Origin of the sequence: uncultured Algibacter sp. (assembly GCF_963976535.1) — a bacterium.
In the GTDB taxonomy this organism is placed as follows: domain Bacteria; phylum Bacteroidota; class Bacteroidia; order Flavobacteriales; family Flavobacteriaceae; genus Algibacter_B.
In genome coordinates this window covers 183,403-209,589 of the sequence record NZ_CAXBLF010000001.1, presented here as the reverse complement: position 1 = coordinate 209,589, position 26,187 = coordinate 183,403, and the positions used below count along the sequence as shown (strand labels likewise).

Sequence of the window (26,187 nt, the reverse complement as noted above, 5' to 3'; positions counted from 1 at the left end):
TTGATTTTACTAGTAGCGGGAACTGGACTCGAACCAGTGACCTTCGGGTTATGAGTGTTTTACCCATACGTATCAATTTAACATAAATATACTCAATATCAATGATTTATGTATTTTATTATAGCTCTTGATATCAAATAATAGCATATAAAATCATATAATGTTGTACCTATGTTGTACCCAAAATTCGTATCTTTATAATCTAAAGGATTTGTTATGGCAACGGTAAGGGCAGTTTTAAGGAAAAAGAAAAACAGAGCTGGTCTATGTCCGATTGCGATTCGCATCACCAAAGACAGAAAAAGTACGTTTGTAAGCACTGGACAATATATTAATGAAAAGTATTGGGACGAAAGAAATAGAATCGTTAGAAAATCGCATCCCAACAGTAATGCTATTAATAACTTCATTTTAAGCAAAGTTGCAGACGCTAACCGCAAAACTCTGGAAGCAGAAATGAAACCCGAATATCAGACGGTTTCAGAAATAAGAAATAAGGTGATTGTTAAAAAGGAATTGGATTTTTTTGCGGTAGCCAATATCCATCTTCAAAACCTCAAAGGAAGGAATAAACACCATCAATACGATACCGAGTTTGGACGTTTAAAAAAGTTTAAAGAATTTTTAAAGCAAGACGAACTTTCTTTCAGTAAATTAACTCCTTCCTTACTTAAACGTTTTGAAGGCTATCTTTTAGAAAATAAGAAACGTTCTCCACGCACTGCTGTAAATTATCTAATTCTGATTAGAACTATTTACAATCTTGCTATATCTGAATCCATAGTTGATAGAGAGCGTTATCCATTTGGAAAAGGCAAAGTGACGATTCGCATTCCAGAATCTCAAAAAATAGGATTGAACAAAGAAGAAATTCAGAAGTTGGAAGGTGCCAACAATCTGTCGGAAGCACAGCAAAATGCTGTTAATGTTTGGCTCATTAGTTTCTATTTTGCCGGTATTCGAATTGCAGATGTCTTACAATTAAAATGGTCGGATATTGTTGATGACCGTCTACTTTACCGAATGGACAAAAACAGTAAACTTGTTTCTTTGAAAGTTCCAGAGAAAGCAAAAAAATTATTCGACATATATAGAGAATTAGAAACACAGAATAATCTCATATTTCCATATCTCGGAAATACAGATTTAAAAAATCAAGAAGAAGTTTCTGTAAGAACTCAATCCGTTACCAGAAATCTTAATCGTGCATTAAAGAGAGCTTCAATACAATTAGGTATCAAAAAGAATATGAGTATGCATATTGCACGACACAGTTTTGGAAATATTTCAGGTGACAAAATACCGATTCAAATGCTTCAAAAATTATACAGACATTCTTCGGTTACTACAACCATAAGATACCAAGCCAATTTTATTCATAAGGATGCTGATTCAGCTTTGGATAAAGTTATTAATTTTTAGTTGAGGTGTTATTGTTATTCTAGCAACTTTTTTAATGCGGTATGGAATGTATTATACTTCTCTAAATTATTTGTCTTAAGTTTTGTGAGGTTCTGCAATTTCCATTGGACGGCTGGAAACCTTTCAAAGTCATAAATACTCCAATTAGGTGTTAGGTTGCTGAAACTTATTAAAAACTCCTTGTCTTTAGCCGTTAAACTTTGCCGTATGGTGTCAATCAATGTTGCCCTAGTTTTCTCGAAGTCTTCGTAGGTGAAAGGTTCAGAACTCATACCATCAAAGTGAGTGATCATTGTTTCCCTTTGGTCAATTAAGTTAGGTTGTAACATTTCATTTAAAGGTCGCTTGCTACTCAACAGAAGTAGTATAAACCCTTTCTTTATTTCATCCGTGAACCCTTCGTTCTCTAATAGGTCTTTTACATCAAATAAATCTCTCGGATGTTGGCGGTCAAGGGCAGCACAAATTTTACCGCCATATAGTTGACCCATCGACACTACGGAAATAGTACAAAACGCATCAAACTCCTCTTGGGCTTTATCACATAATGGCAACTCGATAAGTTCATTAAGTAAGCCTCTATTTATTTGACTTACTTCCAGTTTAATTTGAGCCTTAGCTGTAGTAATCTGTAATTTTAAAACCTTTTCCTTTAAAGTAATTACTGCTTTAGGCAAAATTTTCTCAAGATTGCCTTTTATGTAACCTAAAGCTGCAATGATTTTTTGAAGGGAAGTATCTCTGTCTTCTATTGGAATGTAGGTCAAATCAATATCGACGGATAACCTAGGCATATCCCGAATAAACAAGTTAATGGCAGTACCTCCGTGTAGCGCAAAACACTTTTCTTTTGCCACCTCTGGCAATACTTGTAATAATAAGGCTACTTGATTTTTATAATTACTCATATTCTGCTAGTTCTTTTGGAACAGTGATGCCATATTCAGCGATATAAACACCATCTTTTACTATAGATCGTTTTCCTTTTCCAGTATCTATTTTTTCCATTTTTATGTACTTGAACCAATCGTGATGTGATTTTTTCGCCATATATAAAAAAAGCCGTTTCACTTTTATAGAGGTGCATAGCTCCAGAAGTTCTTGAACTTGCTTTGGTCTAAGATTATTAAGTCCTTCCATTATTTCATAACATTCCACAAGTTTTTGTTTTTTAGGTGCCAGATACAAACATTCCAATAAAGCTCTTATAGGATTGGATATTTGTAAACTAAAGTTGCTCTGCTCCAAAGTCTGCAATCCAGCTTTAGAAGGTAGAAAGGAAGAACTAAAGTAATTTACTTTTACATCCCAATTGTATTTAGTGAACCAAGCAGGTAGTTTTTCTTTACTGCCACCAAACAAAGTAATTTGCTGTATGGATAGTTCTAGATAATGTGCTTTCCCTAATAAAGATAAGGCTGTTTTGCCTCCTATATGCACACTTGATTCAGCCTGTTGTTGTAGTGCATATATAGCACCTTCGTATGTTGGCTGTTCTCCCACACGCATCCAAGCACCTCTACCTATTGAATAAAGCCAATGACTCTTCTTGTACCGATTTAACAATTGCGTGGAAAAACCATTCTCTGTTAACCACGAGCTAAGATATACAACCCCAAAAGGCTGAGAATTTAATAAACGGTTTATTTTTTGCTCTTTTTCCAAACTAATAGTTTCTGTATTCAGCTTTTATTAAACTATCAAAATAATTGCTTAAGTTTATATTATTTCAAATATACAAACTATTAGTTTGCATACAGTGTTATTTTTAAACAAAAACAAAACACCTACAAAAGACCACAAACAAGCTCAAAATTTAAGATTTCCGTGATTTTTTCTGAAAAAAATTCGTGATTTCAGTGGGCTGCGAGCATTTTTTACGAAAAATCACAGAAAAATCAATTCATAAAAATCCTCATATATTTGATTTTCAGGTAGTTAAATTGTTGTAACATCGCGCAGCGTGTTACCCTCTTGCTATTCCAACCATAACCCCTTTATTATTAAAACCAGTATTTGATTTAACACTTATTATTAATTTTAAAAATTTGAATTTTGGAATACTTTTTATTTCCAATTTAATGCAAGCATTTACTTATTATATCTAGAGCGTTTTCCTTTTTTTTAAATCTAACTAAAAATAATTGACCCTAGGTAAATAAATGGTTTACCAAGTCAATTATTTCATTTACTTCCCATAGAGCCTTCGCTGTTACCTTTTTGATGCTATCTATATTCAATATTCAGTTTTGGTAAGACGTATAAAAAGTGAAGAGCAACGAAACGGCTTTATGCCGTCGTCCAAGAATGAATGTTGTTCTTTTGCGAGCAAAAAAGGGGATGAAAATATAATTATTTAAACCTATATACTAAACTTAATAGTGTTTGAAAATACGCTAATTAAAGTAAAAGTACTCTTGTCCCTTTATTAGTTATTATATGACACATTGAAATCTTTGAATTCCATTGTAAATGGTTCAATTTTATCAACTTCTCCATATTCGACACGTCTTTTAGGTTCTAATGCCTTAGTTTTAACAAACATTTCTGTAATTGGGTCATCTAAACTTAGTTCTACACTAGCTTGAGATTCTATCAATTGATGCCATGAACTCCAAGCTACAGTGTCATTTAATTCTACACCTGTGAAATTCATTTGATTACGGGAAAGGACAAAAATTTTGACCTCATTTATTTCCGAAAATTTCATATTCTTCTTATTTATTTGAAGTGAATTTATAATGGTCTTAGCATCGTTATTTAAAACCCAATATTTCATTTTATCTACCCATTCATTAGCCTTGTCAAAAAGATTGCTTATTCTACTATAGCGCTCTTTCATAGAGTAACCATATGGGTCTTGCCATTTTAATTGAAACAAACCTAAATTTTTAGTCTTAGTGTCGTAAACGATTGCATCAATGTCTGTCTTAATTCCTTGAAAAAAGATATTAACTCCACGTGGAATCTTAATAATTCTTTCATCAGGAAAGAATTCAAAAAGTTCTCTACGAAATCTATCTTCTCGATTGTTTACTGATTTGTCGTAGTCTTTTTTATATCGTCTTTTTAATTCTTTATTAAGAAGTAATACTGGGTTTGTGAGAACACCAGCTATAGATTTGACGAACAAATTATTGCCAACTTCAAAATACATAGGTGGTGGTGCAGAAGGATAATCTAAATAGTAGTTATAGTTATCTTTTGTAAGGGTTACACAAGATAGAATTTGTGATATCTCATGAACACTCATACTTAGATAATGAGCGTACATTTTAATTTCTTTATCCTGAAAGCAAGTATATGATAGTATATTATGTAAGTCAATATTAGGATTCGATTTCACTAGCTCAAGACAGGCTTCAAGTCTCATAATAGAAGTTCCCATTATAATTTCTATTAAGTCTATATATCGCCAATATTCAATATCACCAAAAATATCTTTTTTATCGAAATCATCGTAGCCTTGAGATCTCAACATATGAAAATGACCTCTTTGATTATAATATTCGTCTAATAAAGGCGTAGAATGATAGACTATCATTTTACCATCTGGACTACTAATAATTCTTTTTAGTTCCTTTCTGATTTCATTCTCATCAAATGACTTTATTTTTTGTCTTTCAAGAATTATTTTCTCGACAATATTATTTACATAAAAATTTAAACTCTCCTTGTCGAATCTTTCAAGACCGTTATGTTTGTGGTTGTAATCAAATACAAATTCATTTTCTTTTGTTTCTGATATCTTTATTAATTTAGATTTCTCATATTCTATGAGTTGTTTACAGAATGATAACTTACCCGAATAAATAATATTCGAATCACACCACGAAACTAATTCTGACGTCATTAAAGTAAAAGGTTGTGATTTGGTTATATCTACATCTTTGTAGTATTTTTTTAATAAAACACCCCAACCATAACTATAAAATGTTCTTAGCTCCTCTACTATCTTTTTTTGTTTTGGATCATCCGTACGATATAGAGGAAATATGAAGTCTATTCTTCTTATTATATTATGTATTGCCCAATAACTCTCTCCGCCAAATGCATCAGTTATCCTATCAAATTCTGATTCCACTTTTTTTCTAAGCTTTTCTGAGTCTTTCATTTTTTTGATCAGTTTCTAGAAATAAAGATTTTATTTTTTAAAGGTTATAAAGAATCACAGCCTATAAACACTGAAAACTAATCTTTTTTCACTTTAACGTATCATATAAAACTGAAGCTATTTTTTTTCCCAATAAGGGAGGAACAGCATTACCTATCATCTTATAATTATACCCTTGTGAGCCTAAAAATTCATAATCATCGGGAAATGATTGTAATCTTGCTGCTTCTCTAACAGTTAAAGTTCGTGCTTGTTTCGGATCTGGGTGAATAAATAATAATCCATCTTTCTGAAGGTGAGCAACAATTGTTGGTGATGGTTTATTCCAAACTAGATTTCTATACTTATTGTAATTTGAATTTTTTCCAGTCTTAGTAGCATAAAAACTTAACTGCTCTTTTAACTTTTTGGAATTTAAGCCATTAATAATCCAATCTTTAAATATTGATATATCTCTTTTATTATGAAATCTAGGAAAGTGCATTTTATCTTTTAAATCATAATTATCATGAGATATATTTCTTCCTTCAATTTTTAATTGTTTTCTTAAAGGATAAAAAGGTTTCAAATTGCCTATGGCATCATTAACTGTGTTAATTTTTATATTTTTAGGTACTGATTTCAGTTTTAAATAAATATCATTTAAATCGTTTTTGTTACTATCTTTTTTCACGCCAACGATAATAACTCTATTTCTGTTTTGTGGAACTCCATAGTCATTTGAATTTAATATACTTTCTTTTATTCTTTCGGGAGGCAAAATATCATAACCAGCTTCTGAAAAAGCTTTATAAATTCTATCAACAACTAAAACCCCTCCAGTTTTAGCACTTAATATTCCTGTTACATTTTCAAAGACAAACATTTTTGGCTCATAACGATTAACAACCTTTATAAAGCTTTCAAAAAGAAAATTCCTATAGTCATCTTTCATTGAGTTTTTATCTTGTGCTCTTCCTGGAATTGAATATGCTTGACAAGGAGGCCCTCCAATTATCAAATCCACACTACGCTTTACAATACCATTTAATCCTTCTTTTATAATTTTCTCTGAATTTGTTTCGCCATATTCTAATATTGATTCATTTGACCAATTTCCATTTATCAATTCTGAACTTTTTTGAATATCAAAATGAATTACTTTTTCATTCACTTCTTTGTTTGAATACTGCCATTTAGTCTCTAATCTATTTCTCAATGTTTTTACCATTGGCAACTCCCATTCAACATGTGCTAAACCCTCAAATTTACCAGATTTCAAAAAACCTTCTGACAGACCTCCACATCCAGAAAATAAATCTATAAATGTTATTTTTTTCATCTTATAAATTATTTAAAACCTTTTTAAATTCTTTAGCAAAAATTTTTGCCATCATTGGAGGTACTGCATTACCTATTTGTTTAAATTGATTGCGAGTAGTTCCTTTAAAAAAATACCAATCAGGAAATGATTGAATTCTCGCTGCTTCCCTAGGAGTTAAGCTTCTTGGAGGATTAACAGGATGCACATAAGAATTACCATCTGTTTCTAAGTGAGCTAAAATAGTTTTCGAAGGTTTAGAAAAATCTAATTTGAAATATTTATCTGAAAAACTTTTTACTTTCTTCTTTCCATTTTCTTTCACAACACCATATTTCACTTTGGATAATGCTTTACTATTTTCTTTATCATTTAAATATTTACCTGCTACTAAATTTTCAAAAATGAAAAGATCGTTCTTATTTTGAAATCTAGTTTTATGATTAAATAAATAATTTGGCAACATCTCTCTGTTTTTAATAAAATTAATACCTTTCACATATTCGTTCCTTTCACCTACTAACTCTTTATAACTTTTATTAGATATATTCATACCAAAACAATTTGACTCACCATAATTCACTTCTGTTTTCTCATCGTAATTATTTCTTTTGGGATTGGCTATTAAACTTGGCAAATCTCCAATTGCCATTTGAACATTTATGGGAGACTCTACTTTATACGCATCTAATTTCTTAAATATCTCATCTCCTGTTACTGATTGAGCAAGGTCATTCCTAACACCAATAAAAAAAATTCTCTCTCTATTTTGTGGGATTCCAAAATCTCTAACATTAATTATTTTTGAAAAAACATTATATCCACTTCCTGTATTGCTAAGGGAACTCTCTATTAAATCTCTATATTTTAATGCAGAATTCAAACCTTTCACATTTTCAATTAAAACTAATTTCGGGTTATATTTCTCTGCAAACTTTAAAAAATATTTAAACAATTGATTTCTTGGATCATCAATAAAGCCAACAACTCTTTCTTCAATAGTTGCTTTTTTAGATCTCCCTATCATAGAGAATCCTTGACATGGAGGACCTCCAACCAAGACATCGACCATATCTATATCTCTTAGCAAATTATCAACACCTAAATGTTCTTTTACATCGCTAGTTTTACTTTTTAAATCAACTTCTTTATTTGTTTTTATAGTCTTATAGCCCTCATATTCATATTCTACGGGTGATAACTCAAGAAGTTCATATAGTTCTTTTATATCCCCTAAAACAACTCTATTCAAATCAATATCAGGGTGGGTAATTGATAAATTATGTTTTAATGTGTCTAAAGCAGATTTTTCAATATCATTTGCTAATAACAATTCGAAATCTTGATCACTAAAACCTATGGTGACACCACCTGCACCCGAAAACAAATCTATATAGGAATAATTTTTCATTAATAACAAATAAAATCTATTTTTTTAAAATTTTAAACTTTTCATTTACCTTTTGAACAGCTAAATAAACTTTTTCAATCTTTTTAGGATTTGAATCTATATTTTTATCGAAATCCGACCTTATTGTTTTTATTAATGAAATATCTTTAAATGTCAAGATTTGTTTATAATCTCCAAGGCTGATTATTCTTTTCCAATCTTCTTCACTAATTTTTTTGAGAAAATTAATTGCTTTACCTAAATCTGTTAAAACATCTTTGTTTATATTACTTTTCTCTTTGATAGATTCTATGTCTATAGATTTTTCAACTATTAAATCCAATAACATTACTCCATTTTTTATATCTATTGAACTTAATAACCTGTTGCTATTAATTTTTGACTGTAAAGAAGCTATTTTTCTTCTATGCAAATCAGTAAGACCTAAAATCTTTGCTTTTGCCAATCCATCCCAAAAGCGATTTCCAATATTTGTTATTCTTGATAAATTTGCATTTTTCTCAACCTCATCGTTTTCTTTAGCATAATAAGCTGACAATCTTGACTCTTTGATTTCTTGGCTTATTAAAAATAATTCCAAATTAGGTAATCTGTGATTTTCAAATTCAACCTGCAAATCAGTCCAGGTTGATTCTTTCTTTGCTTTTTCACTAACTAAACCTTCTCCTCTGATTAAAAATTTGTAAACCAAAAACATTATTTTTTTCAATTCCAGCAGTAAAATTTCATCAACCTTTTGTTCTTCAAAAATCTTATTTAAATTTATTAATCCATTAGTCAAAAAATGCATAATACTAATTGAATATATCACAGTTGGCGCTTTTAAATTAGTATCTCCTATTGGGTTTTGCCCCTTTCTTCCAAACATTTTATCTACCGTTCTAAATATTATAGCATTTGCAATTAAATCCTCATAAAATATTCTACTTGGTAATTTATTTTTTGAATTAAAATCTTTTTCTATTACTTTATCTACATAATAGACAAAGTTTTTTTGAGCACCTTTACTAACAACAAAAGGCAATTGAAGATATACATTAGAATATTTAGCTAATTCTGACTTTAAAAATTTTTGACTCGTTGGATTCTTTTCTTTAAAAGTTCTCTGATAAGATTTAGTCCCTCTATTTAAACTTTCCCTGAACTGACCTTTTACTCTTTCAAAATACCATGAAGTCTGAATGTTAGGTGTTTGAATATTTGACACAAATATATTACGTGATAGTCTTTCAATTTCTTGAAAAAATTTATTGTTTGAAGATAAATCCAGTTCTGAAATCTTATTTTGACTATTGGCATACCTAGATATTAATGGAACAATACTGTTCTTTTTTTCTTTATCTTTAATAACAGTAAGCTTCATTTGAACATACACATCCTTTAAAGAAACATCTTTGTTTTTTTTCAAAGTATAATATAATGACGCAACGGTTTGCCCACCATTAACTATTTGAAAATCCGAAACACTTTTTAAAACTAAACTCCCATTATTAGCTACCACTACATCATCTGCTGTTGCAGTTAACCCATTATTATAGGCTAAAAACATTTTTGGGTTCTTTATTACTGTATCCCTAATCCCTTTATTTATTTTCCCCGTTTGTTGTAAAAAAACTCGAACATTACTTTCAAGTAACCTAGTATAATATTTAGAATATAAATCACATAAAACTTGACCTGGCATAATAGCCAAATAACATTCATAATCTGAATTATTGATGCCATCTCCCATAGCTAAACAACTAATTTTTTTGTCAGTAATTTGAGAAAAATCAATTTGTAAGGGTTCTTTCTTTCCATTTGAATTATTTAATCTCATCAGTCTTTCTAAGTCCCAAATGTGATAATTCACAGTATATTGATCAAAGCCTTTATACGGAAATTCTTGTGGTGTCTTTTGCTCTACAATAGTATTAGTTAAAAAGTAAAAATTAATACGGTCGTATTTATTCCTATTATTAAATAACTCAGTTATCAAAGATTTTACATGACCGTTAGCTAAGCTAGGCTCAATTTCATTTAAATGTCCTTTAATTGCGCTATTTGCAAACTTTGAAACTAGTTTAATAATCTTATTAAATTCATTACTTAACAATTTATGAACGGAATTACCAGTATCATAAAGAGTTATTATCAAATCTAAAACTTTACTACTATCCAAATCTTCGAATAAACTGTAACCATTTATTTGTATATCAATATCATCCCTTTTATCCAAAGAATAATAAAAATCAAAAACAGAGGCATCATTTAATTCACTTGTTTCCGATAATAAGTCAATGACATATTCTGTAAACTTTTCAGTTCTTGTAGCTCCATCCTCATCCGAAGAATTAAATCTTATATTAACTTCGGCTTGAGCTTTTTCTGAATACTCAACAAATTCTTGATTTATCATATTCTATTAATAACCTCTTCAGATAAAACGATATAATCAATACATGCAGATGTCTCAATCGAATAACTAACATTAAACAAACCTACTTTTAAGTCATCATATACTATTTTAGGAAAATTATCACTTACCAAATAATAAGTTTCATCCCTTAATATATATGACCTATTCTCATACTCAATAACATCCTCTTCATAATAATTTAAGTTGATTAATTTTCTATTGAAAACTTCTATAACAACTGGAAAATCTGACAAAGTAGTTCTAATTCTATTTATTAAATTTGGCAAAGTATTTTCTCTTGATTTTATGACATCAAAAGCATTCAAAAGGATATATAAAGGCAATTCCGAAGAATTATTTAATTGATTTTCCGAAGATATTTTTATCACTGGATTATTAAGTCTAGTAGATTTCACTTCAACTAGAGATGTGTTGAAGTTAAAATCTTGACTTTCATTCTCTGGACCACACCACGAATTAATAATACTTTCTGGGTTTTTATTGAGTTCAAGCAATTTATTTATGAAACATAATTCCCCATATAGACCTAATTGTATTTCTGGACTCAATTTAAATGAAGAAATGTTCGCAAAAAGTTTTTTCCAAGTATTTACAGTCTTCCAAAAAACCTTGACCAACTGAAGATGAGTTTCATACTCTCCAAAATTCAGGAATACATCTTCAATAAAAGCATTAAAAATCCTTAGTAAGCTATTATCTTTTAATATTAAATCAGTGTTGCTGAAATTAGATTCCTTATGAGTAAAATTAACAAACTCAATTCCCTTAAACTTAATATCATCAATAGTAAAATCAAGTGAGGGATAAGATAATCTCAATACAAATTTGTCTTCAGATTTAACTTTTATTAAAAAAAGTTTTAAACCATCTTTGACAAAGATTTCTTTTCTGACAATGTTTTGAGAAATTGAGGATTTCTCAATTTCTTCCCAATAATTCTGAATGTTTTTATTCATTTGTATCATCGTCTATTTGTTCATAATCATAATCAAAATCCATTGAACTTTCTAATGAATCTTTCCTAACTGAATACTCAACTTTTTCATCATCTTTAATTCTTGGGAAAGCTATGAAATAACCTATTAGCGGAAATTCAGTATCTATATGATTTACACCTCTTGGATCTAAAGGGTAAATAACTAAAAGTCCTCTTTTACTTTTTTCTCTTTCATTGTGAATTAAATAACTTTTTCTTTTACCAGCCTCTTTGTTATTTTTAAAATCTTCTTCTGTTATATTTAAATCCAAATAAGGATGTCTTGGATTAAGAATTTGATGTTTAGAAATAATAAGAGTATCCTTATTGTCACTGCTTATTGACGTTTCATTCCTAACAACACAATTTAAGTTTATACTATTATTACCTAGAGTATCAATAGAATACGTTGTGTGTCTCGTTTTATTTTCCCCAATTAGCACTGTACTACTAATATTATTATCTATAGCAATTGACCATTCTGTGATTTTTTTAGTTTTAGTCAATTGATCAATATAAGAGGAAAGAATTCTTGGGTTAACTGTTGACTGCTTAGTGTTGTAGTTTCTAATAAAATCTTTCACTTCATTTCCATAATCCCCTTGCCAAGAATAAAGTCTATTTTCATACTTTGGTTGCTCCTTTAGCTCATTGATGAAATTGCTTAGATTAGTAAAATTATTCCTAATATCAATTCCGTTTTTAGATATTTCATAAGTTTGTTTAACATCCCCTGAAAATCCTATTCTAAAACTTTCAGTCTCTCTCATTTTTCCCATCGATGTAATACTCAATACTGATGGATGACTCATAACCTTTAATTGATAATCCCCAGGTGTTTTATTCCTTGCTGCCATATCATCAAAATCCCTTCTCATTTCCTCTGTTGCCACAGTTATATGCCTGTAGTGACCGACTAAATCTCTTGTGGTATAAACTCTACATAAATCAACATAACCTGGTCTGTAACCAAACCAACGTCCCATTTGCATCAATGTATCATAAAGCTTGGATGCTCTTAAATAATAACTCACTGTCAAACCTTCTAAAGTTATCCCTCTAGATAATCTATTCCCTCCAACAGCTATAGCAAATACTCCATTTGGATCTGTATAATCTAATTCATGAGTATATTCATGAAATCTATTTCTTAAATTTTTAGTGCCATGAACAGAAAACACTTTAATTCTATTTAAAGCTTGTAATAAAAAAGGTTTAATTTCTTCCCAATCATGAACTTTTATTTTTGGTTCTTCTCCTTCTTTAAAAATATCTACAGCTAATTCCGTTGTAGGTAAAAAATCCTTCTCGTAAAACAATTTTAATTCTCCTATAAATTCATAGTCATTACCTTCAACTAAATATCTATAAGCCGTAATTTGTTTATCTACTAAATGAGCAATCTTATCTATCCAAGCCACATATAGGGCTACGTGAATTAACATTGAACAATGCTTTTTGTCATCACCTCTTAGTAATCTTATTGAAGACGCTATAACATAAGACTTTAAAGACTCTTCTAAAGACAAAGGCAAGTAATCAGGTAAATTATCCTTATTATCTTTATTTATTTTTGTTGGAAACACAGAATCTTCAGATTGATCATCAATAAATCTAATAACATTTAGTTCTTGAACTTCATCATCATTATCGCCATCCCAACTACTAGATCCAAAAATACGAGAAGCCCCAAAGTAATTAGAGGGAGCTTTAATATTAATAATAAAATCCCTTGGAAATAAATCATCTCCTAAAGTATATCTTTTACTTTTTACCATATATTCATTTTCTGAATTTATAGCATCTGGTATAAAAATATTAGCATATGGTGTAGCTGTGTAACCGATAAATGTTTTTTGGTCAAACTGGCTTAATAAGATTCTTATTAGCTTATTAATGGTTTTTGGATCGTCTTCTTTTTTTCCAGAATTTACTGATGCATTATCTGCTTCATCATCAATTAAAAGCATTGGTAAGTCTTTTATAACATTAAAATCATCTCCTTCTGAATGATCCTGATTAGATAACCAATGAATTAAACTTTCTAATACAGATTTATTTTTCTTTATTACTAAAATTGTTGAACCTGAATTTCTAATATCAGCCATTGTTTGGTTAGCTATACTTTTATTGAAATCTTTCTCGCCAGTAGTTAATGTAAATGGTGCCGCTAATTCTCTATTAATTTTACCGACACCAACAAATCTCTGATTCTCTCCTGTTGTTTTTCCTATAAAATCAGTTTCAATTCTTCTTTGGGTTTGCGATCTTAAATTGTTATGAATACCGGCTATAACAATTATTAGTTTATAACCAGAATCTACAGCCTTATTAATTAATCCAATATAATTTGCTGTCTTTCCAGATTGAACATTTCCCACAACTAATCCTCTTCTATCCCATGAGCCCTTCTTTTTTGGATTTTCGCATTTATCTAATATCCTATCTGTAAAAGAATCTAATTCTATATATGGGAAATGTTTTCTTTTTAGAAGCTCTTTATATCTATACCAATATTGATTATTTTCTGATTTAACATTGTACCACCAACTCTGATGATTATCTGCAACTAATTCTGTAATTTCTGAAGGTCTAATTCTAACTTTAGACTTTACCTCTTCTAAAACATCAGAAACTTTGAAATTTTTAATTGATATAGAATTAAAAAAATCCACCTCCCTAGTAACAATATCCTCAATTTGAGTATCATTAATTTCTTCAGCCCTGTTTTCCTTAATAGAATCAAGTGTTAATAATATTCTCGTGATAATGTCTTCCATAACTAATTAAATATTTCTATAATTTCTGGGATTTGATTGAATGGTTCTGTAACTAATAAATACTCTAGGCACTTATCATGAGAATAACCTTGGGATTTGTAGTGAGTGTAAATATTTTTTGCTATTACTTCTAAATCTTTAGTAATTTTAATGTTCTCTCTCAGCTCATGATAATCATTATCTTGATTTTGATAATGGACTATAGTTTCGATTGGTATATTATCTGATATAATCTTTAACACTTGCTTAAAATCCTTTAGTGGTATTAATTCTTTATCTAATAAATTCTGTATGTATGTGTGTTCTTTATTAACTTTATAATCAATAGAGTTATTTCTATCATTTTTAACTGTTGACCATACAGGTTTGAATTCTAAATTTGACTGATCTGGATTACGTTTAATTTTATTGCCTCTGTATCTAAAAACCTGATTAGATTCTGCTATAGCTTTTTTGGCATAAACTTCCAAATCCTTTTTAATGAATAAAGGTGGAACTGCTTTCGATTTTTTAATATCTAGTGACCATTGGTTATCAGATTCATTACCGAAATTTATATAAATCCTAACTAATTTAGAATATTCACTCTTCTTAAAGAATCCTAACCAACTACCATAGTTGATTAACCTTTCATTCCTGTAAAGATAAAAACCCTGATTATTGTAACAATCTAATCTTTCTAATTCTATTCTAGTATCAATATCCGCTTTAGAGATATGAGGAAGAACATAGCTTTCAATTTCAATTCCAGAAATATTTTCTTTAGTTATTAAACTACTTTTACCTTTTAAAAAAGGATTCCAGCCTTTAAGTTCATTATTATTGAGAAATATTTGAATTTTATTTGTTTCTAAGAACTTATGAAAAACTAATTCTAAATGTGTTTTAAGCCCTCCTATCTTTCTGTAAAAGTCATTTTTAATATTATCTTCATTGGCCTTATTTATTTTTGGAATCAATCTATCAAGTTTTTCCCATAATACCAGTGTACCTGAATTAAATTGGAAGTTTTCAATAAATTTTGAATCTGAAACATAATCCAATAATAACCAATCTTGCTTTTCGTTTACAAAATCAAGATCCCAACACCTCTTTATTAAACTAGTATCAATGGTTTTCGTTATAACTGTTAATCTTTTAGATTGCGAAAAAGAAGCAGATTTTAAACCTAAGCCAAATCGTCCTAAATCATTTTTTTCTCTATGTTCATTTGGGTCTTTACTTCCAGGTGTCATTGCCTGAATTAAATTAACAAGTCCCATACCTATTCCATCATCTTGAATAGCTATATAAGAATCATTTCCATTCCACTTAGTTTCAATAATTATAGTTTTAGCATGGGCTGAAATACTATTATCAATAATATCGGATATTGCTGTATTAAGAGAATACCCAAAAGATCTGAACGAATTTATTGTCGCTTTGGGTTTTGGCTTTGCGTTTTCAGCTATGTAGTTCTCATAATTGAGCATATAAAATTCTTTTTAGCAAAATAAAAAAAAGTAAGCATTTAAGTATAATTATTTTTATTACTTATTCTTTATCTGTGTTTATAATCACCTAAATTAAATATTACATGATTTCTTGTTAAATCATATCAAAAAAAATGCGTCCCATAAAACACCAATTTGTTGTACCTATGTTGTACCCAGTGCATAAAAAAAGCCCCCACGTTTCTGTGAAGGCTTGTCTTTCCTAGTAGCGGGAACTGGACTCGAACCAGTGACCTTCGGGTTATGAGCCCGACGAGCTACCTACTGCTCTATCCCGCGATATAATCTTAAAATGATTTTCTTAGCTTTTAACTTCTCGGTTCATAATGCCGACCAAATCATTTCGGATTGCAAATATACAATCCTTTTTAATTTCTACAAGCATAAAAATATAAAATATTATTGCTCGATGCTATCTGCTTGAAACATTGATAATTCAGTATTTATGAAATGATTTATTACTTGTATTGGGTTACAACAAACCTCACAATCCTCAACATATGATTGTCTAGAAATAGAATGATCTAACAACATTGAGATTGTTTCCCAGCAATAAGGGCATGTAAAAAAATGTTCTATCATAATATAAAACTAAAAAAGCCATCATTAATGATGGCTCTTAAACTAACTAATTTCATAAAAACTTTATTTATTCTTTTTCTATATCCATTGTTGCTGTTGCATTTTGCAATTCTAAATGCATCAATGTAGGTGGGTTTTTACCAGAAACACTAATATACTCTTGGTTTAAATTATTATCACTAACCATCATAGTATTTAGTTTTGTTAAATTCATAAACTCTTGTGGCAAATCTCCTGTAAATTGATTTGTTGATAATAACAACTCTTCTAAATCTTTTAATTGAGCTATTTCTGCAGGAATCTCTCCATCCATTTTATTATCCATAAGACTTAGCTTTTGTAATTTTGACAATGCATAAATCTCAATTGGGATCTGACCAGTTAAAAAATTACTTCCTAATAGAAGTTCTTTAAGGTTAGTTAAACCCATTAATGAACTAGGTATTTCTCCTGAAAATCTATTACTATATAATTTTAAAGACTCAAGTTTTTGCAATTCACTTAATTCTTCAGGAATGTTCCCTTCAAATCTATTCATAAATAAATCTAAAGTTGTTAATGCTTTTAAATTTTTTATTGAAGAGGGAAGCGTTCCTTTTAGTTTATTGAAACCTAAGTTTAACACTTTTAAGCTTGTTAAGCTACCTATTTCTTGAGGTAACTCGCCATTAAGATTGTTAAATTGAAGATTAATTTCAACTACTCTATCGTTTTCTAGTTTTATGCCATACCATTTATCAACAGATGCGTTTAAATCCCAAGAGGAATTCCATTCTGCACCGCTAGTGGCATTATATAAAGCTATCAAAGCATCCTTATCAGTAGAAGAAACGTTAGCAAACGAATACGCTGAAACTAAGAAACAAATTGCTATTAATTTTAAAGTCTTCATGTTTTTGATCAAATTTGGGATTAATTCTTATACGAATATAGACCTAAACTAGATTAAAAACTATTTTTATCGACGAAATACATAAAATTTTAACATATTTTAATCGACAAACTGCTCAATTTCCAGCTGAACAACCTCCCATTTACTCATTAAATCCTGTAAATCAGTTTTCATTTTTTGATATTCATCAAAGAAATTAGGTTTGGATGATGCTTCTTCATAATTAATTTCAAGTTCTAAATCAATCTTTTTAATATTGTGCTCAAGCTGATTAATTTTAGACTCCACATTACTCAACTTGTTATTTAAAGATTTTATTTTTTTCTGATCTTCGTATGATTGTTGCTTCTTAGCCTTTGGTGCTTCCTTAACTACAGTACGTTTTTCTACCTCACGTAAGTTTTCAACTTTTCGTTGCTCTAAATAATAATCTATATCGCCTAAATATTCTTTGAGCTTATGATCTTTAAATTCATAAACAAGATTGGTTAACCCTTGTAGAAAATCCCGATCATGCGATACTAAAATCAACGTGCCTTCAAATCGTTTTAAAGCTTCCTTCAAAACATTTTTAGATTTAATATCCAAATGATTAGTGGGCTCATCCATAATAAGCACATTAAATGGTTGCAACATTAGTTTAGCTAATGCCAAACGGTTGCGTTCTCCTCCAGAAAGTACACGCACATATTTTTCAGCTTCGTCTCCTCTAAACAAAAACGATCCCAATATATCTCGAACTTTACTTCTGTTAGTTTCGTTGGCCGCATCAATCATGGTATCTAAGACTGTTTTATTACCATCCAGATATTCAGCTTGATTTTGAGCAAAATAACCAATCTGCACATTATGCCCTAGTTTTAAACCCCCATCGTACTTAATATCACCAACAATTATTTTGGCTAGTGTAGATTTACCCTGACCATTTTGTCCAACAAAAGCCGTTTTACTATTTCGTTCAATAAATAAATCAATATGTTTTAAAACTTGATTATCACCGTAATTTTTAGAGATGTTTTCAGCCTCAACAACAACTTTACCAGGTGTTATTGAAACTGGAAAATTAAGCGTCATCACACTATTATCATCTTCATCAACCTCAATCCTATCAATTTTATCCAACTTTTTAATAAGCGATTGTGCCATGGTTGCCTTTGAAGCTTTAGCACGAAACTTCTCGATTAACTTTTCAGTCTGCTCTATTTGTTTTTGTTGATTTTTTTGAGAGGCTAATTGTTGTGTTCTCAACTCGTCACGCAGTACTAAATACTTAGAATAAGGCTTTGGATAATCATAAATACGCCCTAGAGAAATTTCTATAGTTCTATTGGTAACATTATCTAAAAACATCTTATCATGCGATACAATAACTACGGCTCCAGCATAATGTCGCAAAAAACCTTCTAACCAGATGATAGATTCTATATCTAAATGGTTTGTAGGCTCATCCAATAGTAAAATATCATTATTTTGAAGTAGCAGTTTTGCTAACTCAATACGCATACGCCATCCACCAGAAAATGTATCAGTAAGTTTCTCAAAATCTTGTCTCTGAAACCCCAAGCCTTGGAGAATTTTCTCTGTATCGCCTTGATAGTTATAACCACCTAGGATTTCATATTGATGCTGTAGTTCGTTAACATCAATCATTAATTGATGATAACCATCACTTTCATAATCAGTACGTTCCGCCAGCTGGTTATTTACAGTTTCCATTTTAGCCTCTAAGGCTTTAATTTCAGTGAAGGCTTCGTAAGATTCTTCTAAAACAGTTCTACCAAAAATAAAATCAATATCCTGTTTTAAGAAACCAATTTTTAGCTCTTTATCTGCCGCAATTTGACCTGTATCAGGCTCCATTTCTTTTGATAGAATTTTAAGCATTGTAGATTTTCCAGCTCCATTTTTACCAATAAGCCCTATCCTATCACCATTACCTAATTTGAAAGTAAGGTCTTCAAACAAGTATTCCCCTTGAAATGAAATCGATAAATTATGAATGTTCATCATAGAAATGTAACTTTTATTACAGAGCAAAATTATTTAAATGGTATTTTTGCTCTAGAATCCCGCATTCGCGAGAAAGCCGAAATAAATAGAAATCTCGGTTTTTAACCAAAAATACCTATTTTTATTTCGCATGCAAAAGTACATTAAATTATACCGATTATGAATTCAATATAGTTGAATAAATTGCAGCTATTTTCATGCTATATCGGCATAATGCTTGAAACAGGAATTAAATCATATTTATAATTCGCCTTATATGTTTAAAAAAGGAACAAAATTATATAGTATTTTCACTGGTACATGTCCAAAATGCCATGAAGCATCCATGTTTAAAAACAAGAACCCTTATGTGCTTTCAGAGGCATTAAGCATGCACGAAAAATGTTCAAACTGTGGCACCAAATACAAAATAGAACCCTCTTTTTTTTATGGCGCTATGTACGTAAGTTATGGTGTAGGCATTGCTTTTGCTGTAGCTGCTTTTGTAATAAGTCACTTTGTTTTTAATGCAAGTATTAATTACATTTTTATATCTATTGTTGCAACTTTAATTATTTTTATGCCAGTAATAATGAGGCTTTCAAGAAATATTTGGATTAACTTTTTCATGAATTACGATAAATCTTTAGCGAAGAAATAATTTTTGGGGGGTTACCACACCCTTCGTCTGCGCTCAGGACAGGCGGTCACGCTTTTCGTTGCAAGTTCTAACGCACATCTAGTTTAACTTTTAATTTAAGATTTAAAGCGATTGATATCAATTTCCTTTTCTAATGGTTCTTTGTTTTCAATAAAGTTATAAAGTTGTTTAGCAACATAAGGTCCAATCATAACACCTCGAGTACCAAGCCCGTTTAATACAAATAAGTTTTTGTGTTCTTGATGCTTACCAACCAATGGCCTTCTATCTTTAACCGTTGGTCTAATACCCGCTACCTGATCAACCACGTCAAAAGAACATTTTATAAGTTTTTTAAGTTTCCCTAAAAGCGTTTCTTTTGCTTTCTTAGTAGTGTCATGACTTAAGTCTTTCCATTCATAAGTCGCACCAACATTATATAAATTATCACCTAACGGAATCAAAAAAACGCCCGCTTTTAAAACATAATCAATTTTTAAATCTGGAGCGTGAATAGTCAGTAATTCTCCTTTTGCTGGATTTAAAGGCAAATTATTAAAATATGGATTTTGCCTAATACCAGAACCCTCAGCAAACACTATATACTTTGCATTTATATTTTGGTAATTAACAGTTTCGTTTTGTGTTTGTAAATCATTATAATTAAACGGCGTTTCAAACAGCAACTTATTTTTTAATAAATCCGTTTTATAAGCTTCAATCATGGTTTTCACATCAACTCTACCAGTTTCTAAAACCTCACCAAAACCAAAAGGGGCATCAATAGCATTATTATTATTCTTAATAATTTTTGGAGAAAGATATCTTGAAAGTAACGGCTTATCTGAAGCTGTAAACCAATCGTTTTGTTCTTCAGGTGAAGCAATTTTTCTATAAACGGGAATTTTATAATCTAATTTTACATTTAGCCGGTGTTCAATATTGGCATAAAGAGGTAAAGCAATATTTAACTGCTCAGTGCTTTTCCAAACCGATGTAAAACGTTTTAACACCACGGGGTTATACAAACCTCCAGCAACCGTTGAAGATTGCTGTGAAGCATCATCAAACACCACAACCGTTTTGCCATTTGCTCTTAACTGCTCGCAAAAAGAAATTCCAGCAATTCCAATACCAACTATAATATAATCTACATCCATATTTGGTTACGAAGATAAGTAGATTGTGCTTTCTTTATACACATCAAGTTCAAAAAAAGAGAACCCTTCCGTCCTACGGACACCTTCCCTTAAAAAAGGGAAGGAATTATTCTCGACAATAAATAAAGTTTCAAAAACACCCCTATTAAACTACGCTCTGTTTCTTCGATAAAAAAACACCCCTAAAGTCCCCTCAAGGGGACAAAAAAAACGCTCACTTTTTAGGTGAGCGCTTAAATTTTATAGATTATTATGGCTTAATAAGTCCACATGTCTAGTTCAAAATCTCTAATTTTATCTTTAATCCTTTCAGATTCGAGTAATTGCATCAGTGCATTTTGCGATACATATTCTGATATGGCTCTATCGCCTTGTACATTTTCTTCTCTGAAAATATATCCTTGAAAACGTCTTGCATTCAACACATGATCGAAAGAAAATGGCATAGAACTGTTTTGATTATTAAAAGACTTTGCCTCGTGTAACACTTCTCTAGCATCTGGGAAGAATACCCAAAATAGAGGTACTAAATCTGGCTCATCATCATCAATAAAATTAACATCTGGCGCTACAGGAGCAATACCCAAAAGTCTATATTTCATTTCAGCTTGACGCTTATCAAAATACCAAAGTCCTTTAATATGGTACTCTTTAATATCAGCAGCAGTAATATCTCTTCGATTAATATACTCTGCAGATAATTCTTCACCAGCATTTAATTGCTCAATACCATATTCTGTAGTATCAACCATTTTTAATGCAGATTCAATATCTTTTAAGGTTCTTTTTGTTGTAAAATAAGAATCATCATAGATGTGTTTTATTTTTCCGTTTTTAATGTTTTTCATAAGTACATCATACAATGATCTTCTATCACTACCAATATTATTAGTATCTATTGGATAGTAAAGTGGAAAATTTGCACGTTCATCAAGCACAACTTTTTCCCAAGTCATTTTAGAAAACAGGATATCTCTATCATCAACATAACCATACTCCAAAGGCTTGTCATTGTCAACTGCTTTTTGAGCTTCAGTTCTCACACCTATTTCATCAGGACTTTTAGCATTAAGTATATTAGCTTGCGCAAACATACTTGACGTAGTAAAAACAATAGCAACGGTTAATAAAAAACGTTTTAAGTTCATGTGTTATATATTTATTTATTTTCAACAGTCACATGTAACATCCTTTTAATAATTTTCTAAGGAATTAACCTTAGTTATGGATGTTTCATCTTAATTTTTATTTTACATTTTAATTATTAGAGATAATCTTATCTAAGATTATCTCTAATAGTTTTTTCTAATTTGTAAGCTCAACAAAAACAGGCGATACTTTTTTAAGTATTACACTTACACCACCAGCTTTTGCTTCTATGTCAAATATTTGAACTCCAGATCCTCTTTTTGCTTTACGCAATGCACCTTTTGCTCTACTATCTAACTTATTACCTTTAACATTTATTGTGGGTTGACCAGGAACTTTAAATTTAAATCCTGTTACACGTAATGGTAATTCAAAATCAAAATCATCAAACTTAGCACCAATAGTAGAAATTTCAAGACTGTTACGTTGCATTTTTAATGCACCATCTTCACCTCTTAATGTTCCTGTTGGTTTTGGTAAATCTTTAATTCTAAATTTAGCATTGTCAGACACCTTTTTTCCGTCAGGTAAAGTTGCAGTAACATTTATAGTCACTTCTCTACCTTGAACTCGTGTAGCATCCATTACATAACTACTACCAGAACCTCTTGAAAGACCTTGAGCACTAGCCGTAACTTTATTATCTGGAACACCAGCAAAAGAAATGGTCATTGGGTTTTTAACACCTCTATATACCACATTCATTTTATCTGCAGAAATGGTAGCAGAATTTGGTCTAGCAACTGTAGCAAATGATGATTTTACAGGTACTTCAACAGGCATACCATCTTGCATAAAAATTAATTTACCCTCAATTTTATGTTCACCAACACCACCAGCTCCAATTTTCAACTTTACTTTACCATCTTCAATAGAATATTGCTTTTCAGACAGTTTTCTACCATCTAAAGTTAATTCAACACTACTAGGTTTTGTTGATGCATCTTTACGACCTAAGACGATTTGTCCATCAAATTGCTCACCGTTAAAATAAGCTGATTTAGTGGTTTCCATTAAGGTTGTATAGTTATTCATAGATACTTCTCCAGCAAGTGTTCCTTGTAACATGGTTGATAAAATCTCTGACTCGGTGGTTTTAATATCTGCTTGTATTTGGGTCATTTTAGTTAACGATGCCACTAAAGGAAAACCTTTATAGTTATGGTCTAACCAACCAACTGTTCCTGCGCCTCTTTTAACAGGGTTTGTACTGAATTTGTCATTAACATCTTTAATAACAGCTTCCATACCTTTTTCGCCTGCCAAGATTTTAGCTACACCTTCTCTAAATCCGTTTATTTGATTCATGAATTCATTGCCATCATCTTTTAACTTGTCGCCTTTAAAGAAATTTTTATCAAGGTAATCGCCTTTATCCATAATTTCATAATCGGTAGCATCATCAAGTTTAGCCGTCATTTTTCCTTTTAAATCTTCTAAATAAGCATCAAAATCATGCGCTAATTTATCAATTTCATCTGCTTTAGCTTTTAAGGGCCTATATTTTTCTGGTTGATCTTCTGCTTTCACATCTAAACTAGCAACAAAACTGTCATTTCTTGCTTCAGTTGCTTGATTAGATTCGGTAAGCTTTTCGTTCATTAATCCGAAGGCTGAAAGCACTTCTTTTGACATATTTAAAGCTAGCATCGCTATAAATATTAAATACATCAGATTAATCATTTTCTGTCTTGGTGATAAATTTGCTGCTGCCATGTATAATTAGGTTTTTGGTTAATATTAAATTTGGGATTAACCCCTAATTATTTATTCATTGCAGATAACATGCCACCATATACACCATTTAATGATGATAAGTTAGACGCTAAAGATTGCATTTGCTCTTTTAATTTCGCAGCATCTTCAATAGACTCCTCGTTGATAGTTGCTTGTTTATTAACGCTTTCTAATTGTACTTTATATAAGCTGTTTAATGATTCCATTTGAGCTGCAGCTAATGATAATTCCTCACCATATTTCTTAGTAGCTTCAATTGAATCAACAGTAGAAGACATGTTTTTTGCAGCACCTTCAAAGTTTTTGATGCTATCTCCTAAGCTTGCGATTAATTCGCCATCAATTCTTGCGTCTTTTAATAAATCATCTAGTTTTTTAGATAATAATCCTTCTGCACTTTCTTTACCTCCTTTTCCAGCTGATTGAGAACCAGCTAATTCAGGGTAAACTAAAGCCCAATCTAAATCATCATCAACAGGTTCAAATGCTGATAATGCGAATATAATTGCTTCGGTTACAAGACCTATAGTTAACATGACGTTACCTGTTAAAAGTCCAATTTCGAAATGAATAATTTTGAATAGTGCACCAACAATTACAATTGCTGCTCCTAATCCGTAGGCCATATTCATGAATTTTTTACTTGCTTTTGACTTTGCCATAATTTTCGGTTTTTAATTTTAAGTAGGTTTTTTTACTTAAGTAGGTTAATTTAATAGTATTAATTATTATTGATTTGGATTAAAATTTATTTACCGTTACTTGTTACTTGTGTCCCCATATAATCTTGAACGGTTCTGAATCCTATATAACTTCTTGCAGAATCTGCATATTCATAATCTCTAGAACTAACTTGCAAAAAGTAAGCAACATCTTTCCATGAACCGCCTCTTACAATTTTACGTTTATTATTAGAATCGTTTACACTTGGGTTTATACTTGATGTGTATTCATAAGATGAAGGATCGTAAGATGCATTCACCCATTCTGAAACATTTCCAGCCATGTTATATAAGTTATAATCATTTGGATCATAAGATTTAGCTTCCACAGTATATAAAGCTTGATCTGCAGCATAATCTCCCCTTACAGGCTTAAAGTTTGCCATAAAACAACCTCTATCACTCTTGGTATAAGGGCCGCCCCAAGGATATGTTGCAGCTTGAAGTCCTCCTCTAGCAGCATACTCCCATTCAGCTTCAGATGGTAACCTGAACGTATTTACCATAGCAGATCCTTTTTTAGATTTTTGATATGTGTTTTTCCATAGTGTTCTCCACTCACAGAATGCTTTTGCTTGTTTCCAAGTAACACCTACAACAGGATAATCACTATAAGCGTCATGCCATAAATAATCATTATGCATTGGTTCATTATATGAATACGCAAAATCTCTAATCCAAACTGTAGTATCTGGATAAACCTCTATTTCTTCTTTTATAATAACATCTTTACGTTTTACACCTCTATTTCTAGCAGCTTCTTGAATATCCATATGATTATACTGGAATTTAAACTTTGTAACATCCCAAGTACGTTGTCCATTATAAGATTCTTCTAAAGGCAAATACATGGTATCCATTACCTCAGCATAATACTCATCTAGATATTCAGACGTGTCATGTATTAAATCTATATCTTTATTTATTTTTCTTCCTTCGTACCCTGTTGGCCCTAAACCTGTATAATTATCATACATATACTTTTCATAAACCGACATATTTTCAGGATCTGCATCACTAAATGCATACTCTCCAATAGTTCCTTCATCTGCTTGGGTTAAACCTACCTCATCAGCTAAAATAGCTAACTTCATTCTTACAATAGAATCTCTTACCCAATGTACAAATTGACGATATTCACTATTGGTGATTTCTGTTGCATCCATATAAAAGGCTCTAACAGTAACTGTTTTTGAAGGTGCATCTTGCACACCTGCTAAATCGTCATCTGCCTTACCCATTATAAATGCTCCACCAGGTATAAGTTCCATACCATAAGGTTTTTCTGGGTGCCATTTCTTTCCTTGTACACCAACAAGTTCGCCCCTATCTTTAGAGCCGCAACTCGCTAGCATTGCGAATACTGTGGTTAGTAATATAAACTTCTTAATATCCATAGAA

19 protein-coding genes and 1 tRNA gene are annotated in these 26,187 nt (G+C 30.7%); 2 read left to right on the top strand and 18 right to left on the bottom strand.

The window, feature by feature from the left end:
• Window positions 1-216: 216 nt before the first annotated feature.
• Window positions 217-1,422: a site-specific integrase gene (locus AAC024_RS00910; protein ID WP_339893245.1), complete on the top strand. Its 1,206-nt coding sequence runs from the start codon at window positions 217-219 to the stop codon at window positions 1,420-1,422.
• A 14-nt stretch (window positions 1,423-1,436) separates the two neighbouring features.
• On the opposite strand, the gene AAC024_RS00905 is transcribed toward AAC024_RS00910, so the two are convergent.
• From AAC024_RS00905 to AAC024_RS00845, 13 genes are all read right to left on the bottom strand, one after another.
• The gene (locus tag AAC024_RS00905) at window positions 1,437-2,330 is read right to left on the bottom strand and encodes a nucleotidyl transferase AbiEii/AbiGii toxin family protein (protein WP_339893243.1); all 894 of its coding nucleotides are present in this window, start codon (window positions 2,328-2,330) and stop codon (window positions 1,437-1,439) included.
• A complete protein-coding gene (locus AAC024_RS00900) occupies window positions 2,323-3,087 on the bottom strand; it encodes a type IV toxin-antitoxin system AbiEi family antitoxin (RefSeq protein ID WP_339893242.1) in 765 nt (254 codons plus the stop codon). Before AAC024_RS00900 ends, AAC024_RS00905 begins: the two co-directional genes overlap by 8 nt.
• 763 nt (window positions 3,088-3,850) lie before the next feature.
• Window positions 3,851-5,536, bottom strand: coding sequence for a hypothetical protein (locus AAC024_RS00895; RefSeq protein ID WP_339893240.1), 1,686 nt, complete (start codon window positions 5,534-5,536; stop codon window positions 3,851-3,853).
• Window positions 5,537-5,624: 88 nt separating this feature from the next.
• On the bottom strand, window positions 5,625-6,857 hold the full coding sequence (locus AAC024_RS00890; protein WP_339893239.1) for a DNA cytosine methyltransferase: 1,233 nt from the start codon (window positions 6,855-6,857) through the stop codon (window positions 5,625-5,627).
• 1 nt (window position 6,858) lies between these two features.
• Window positions 6,859-8,247 carry a DNA cytosine methyltransferase gene (locus AAC024_RS00885; protein ID WP_339893255.1) on the bottom strand — a complete coding sequence of 463 codons (1,389 nt, stop codon included), beginning with the start codon at window positions 8,245-8,247 and terminating at the stop codon, window positions 6,859-6,861.
• A gap of 16 nt (window positions 8,248-8,263) precedes the next feature.
• Window positions 8,264-10,645 (bottom strand): AIPR family protein, encoded by a 2,382-nt coding sequence (locus AAC024_RS00880; protein WP_339893238.1) that lies wholly within the window; start codon window positions 10,643-10,645, stop codon window positions 8,264-8,266.
• Window positions 10,642-11,622 carry a PD-(D/E)XK motif protein gene (locus tag AAC024_RS00875; protein ID WP_339893237.1) on the bottom strand — a complete coding sequence of 327 codons (981 nt, stop codon included), beginning with the start codon at window positions 11,620-11,622 and terminating at the stop codon, window positions 10,642-10,644. The genes AAC024_RS00880 and AAC024_RS00875 overlap by 4 nt, the downstream gene beginning before the upstream one ends.
• Entirely contained in the window at window positions 11,615-14,422 is a 2,808-nt protein-coding gene (locus AAC024_RS00870; protein ID WP_339893236.1) for a Z1 domain-containing protein, read from the bottom strand. Before AAC024_RS00870 ends, AAC024_RS00875 begins: the two co-directional genes overlap by 8 nt.
• Window positions 14,423-14,424: 2 nt before the next feature.
• On the bottom strand, window positions 14,425-15,894 hold the full coding sequence (locus AAC024_RS00865; protein WP_339893235.1) for an ATP-binding protein: 1,470 nt from the start codon (window positions 15,892-15,894) through the stop codon (window positions 14,425-14,427).
• A 227-nt stretch (window positions 15,895-16,121) separates the two neighbouring features.
• A tRNA-Met gene (locus AAC024_RS00860) sits at window positions 16,122-16,194 on the bottom strand.
• A gap of 120 nt (window positions 16,195-16,314) precedes the next feature.
• A complete protein-coding gene (locus AAC024_RS00855; RefSeq protein ID WP_339893234.1) occupies window positions 16,315-16,497 on the bottom strand; it encodes a CPXCG motif-containing cysteine-rich protein in 183 nt (60 codons plus the stop codon).
• A gap of 67 nt (window positions 16,498-16,564) precedes the next feature.
• The gene (locus AAC024_RS00850) at window positions 16,565-17,389 is read right to left on the bottom strand and encodes a Two component regulator three Y domain protein (RefSeq protein WP_339893232.1); all 825 of its coding nucleotides are present in this window, start codon (window positions 17,387-17,389) and stop codon (window positions 16,565-16,567) included.
• 99 nt (window positions 17,390-17,488) lie between these two features.
• Window positions 17,489-19,399: an ATP-binding cassette domain-containing protein gene (locus AAC024_RS00845; protein WP_339893230.1), complete on the bottom strand. Its 1,911-nt coding sequence runs from the start codon at window positions 19,397-19,399 to the stop codon at window positions 17,489-17,491.
• Between the two features lie 256 nt (window positions 19,400-19,655).
• On the opposite strand from AAC024_RS00845, the gene AAC024_RS00840 reads away from it, so the two are divergent.
• Entirely contained in the window at window positions 19,656-20,039 is a 384-nt protein-coding gene (locus AAC024_RS00840; protein ID WP_339893228.1) for a DUF983 domain-containing protein, read from the top strand.
• Window positions 20,040-20,134: 95 nt separating this feature from the next.
• On the opposite strand, the gene AAC024_RS00835 is transcribed toward AAC024_RS00840, so the two are convergent.
• From AAC024_RS00835 to gldK, 5 genes are all read right to left on the bottom strand, one after another.
• A complete protein-coding gene (locus tag AAC024_RS00835) occupies window positions 20,135-21,178 on the bottom strand; it encodes an FAD-dependent oxidoreductase (RefSeq protein ID WP_339893227.1) in 1,044 nt (347 codons plus the stop codon).
• A 257-nt stretch (window positions 21,179-21,435) separates the two neighbouring features.
• Complete coding sequence (gldN, locus tag AAC024_RS00830; RefSeq protein WP_339893225.1) at window positions 21,436-22,326, bottom strand: gliding motility protein GldN; 891 nt, start codon at window positions 22,324-22,326, stop codon at window positions 21,436-21,438.
• 157 nt (window positions 22,327-22,483) lie between these two features.
• Window positions 22,484-24,043 (bottom strand): gliding motility protein GldM, encoded by a 1,560-nt coding sequence (gene gldM, locus AAC024_RS00825; protein ID WP_339893224.1) that lies wholly within the window; start codon window positions 24,041-24,043, stop codon window positions 22,484-22,486.
• 47 nt (window positions 24,044-24,090) lie between these two features.
• Window positions 24,091-24,726, bottom strand: coding sequence for a gliding motility protein GldL (gene gldL / locus AAC024_RS00820; protein WP_339893222.1), 636 nt, complete (start codon window positions 24,724-24,726; stop codon window positions 24,091-24,093).
• A gap of 86 nt (window positions 24,727-24,812) precedes the next feature.
• On the bottom strand, window positions 24,813-26,183 hold the full coding sequence (gene gldK, locus AAC024_RS00815) for a gliding motility lipoprotein GldK (RefSeq protein ID WP_339893253.1): 1,371 nt from the start codon (window positions 26,181-26,183) through the stop codon (window positions 24,813-24,815).
• Window positions 26,184-26,187 lie beyond the last annotated feature (4 nt).

Excerpts from the sequence above, each read along its gene's own strand:
- AAC024_RS00865 (WP_339893235.1), bottom strand. The coding sequence starts at position 15,894 with ATGCTCAATTATGAGAACTACATAGCTGAAAACGCAAAGCCAAAACCC.
- AAC024_RS00880 (WP_339893238.1), bottom strand. The coding sequence starts at position 10,645 with ATGATAAATCAAGAATTTGTTGAGTATTCAGAAAAAGCTCAAGCCGAA.
- gldM (WP_339893224.1), bottom strand. The coding sequence starts at position 24,043 with ATGGCAGCAGCAAATTTATCACCAAGACAGAAAATGATTAATCTGATG.
- AAC024_RS00840 (WP_339893228.1), top strand. The coding sequence starts at position 19,656 with ATGTTTAAAAAAGGAACAAAATTATATAGTATTTTCACTGGTACATGT.
- AAC024_RS00905 (WP_339893243.1), bottom strand. The coding sequence starts at position 2,330 with ATGAGTAATTATAAAAATCAAGTAGCCTTATTATTACAAGTATTGCCA.
- AAC024_RS00835 (WP_339893227.1), bottom strand. The coding sequence starts at position 21,178 with ATGGATGTAGATTATATTATAGTTGGTATTGGAATTGCTGGAATTTCT.
- AAC024_RS00845 (WP_339893230.1), bottom strand. The coding sequence starts at position 19,399 with ATGATGAACATTCATAATTTATCGATTTCATTTCAAGGGGAATACTTG.
- AAC024_RS00875 (WP_339893237.1), bottom strand. The coding sequence starts at position 11,622 with ATGAATAAAAACATTCAGAATTATTGGGAAGAAATTGAGAAATCCTCA.
- AAC024_RS00850 (WP_339893232.1), bottom strand. The coding sequence starts at position 17,389 with ATGAAGACTTTAAAATTAATAGCAATTTGTTTCTTAGTTTCAGCGTAT.
- gldL (WP_339893222.1), bottom strand. The coding sequence starts at position 24,726 with ATGGCAAAGTCAAAAGCAAGTAAAAAATTCATGAATATGGCCTACGGA.
- AAC024_RS00870 (WP_339893236.1), bottom strand. The coding sequence starts at position 14,422 with ATGGAAGACATTATCACGAGAATATTATTAACACTTGATTCTATTAAG.
- AAC024_RS00910 (WP_339893245.1), top strand. The coding sequence starts at position 217 with ATGGCAACGGTAAGGGCAGTTTTAAGGAAAAAGAAAAACAGAGCTGGT.
- gldN (WP_339893225.1), bottom strand. The coding sequence starts at position 22,326 with ATGAACTTAAAACGTTTTTTATTAACCGTTGCTATTGTTTTTACTACG.
- gldK (WP_339893253.1), bottom strand. The coding sequence starts at position 26,183 with ATGGATATTAAGAAGTTTATATTACTAACCACAGTATTCGCAATGCTA.
- AAC024_RS00855 (WP_339893234.1), bottom strand. The coding sequence starts at position 16,497 with ATGATAGAACATTTTTTTACATGCCCTTATTGCTGGGAAACAATCTCA.
- AAC024_RS00895 (WP_339893240.1), bottom strand. The coding sequence starts at position 5,536 with ATGAAAGACTCAGAAAAGCTTAGAAAAAAAGTGGAATCAGAATTTGAT.
- AAC024_RS00890 (WP_339893239.1), bottom strand. The coding sequence starts at position 6,857 with ATGAAAAAAATAACATTTATAGATTTATTTTCTGGATGTGGAGGTCTG.
- AAC024_RS00885 (WP_339893255.1), bottom strand. The coding sequence starts at position 8,247 with ATGAAAAATTATTCCTATATAGATTTGTTTTCGGGTGCAGGTGGTGTC.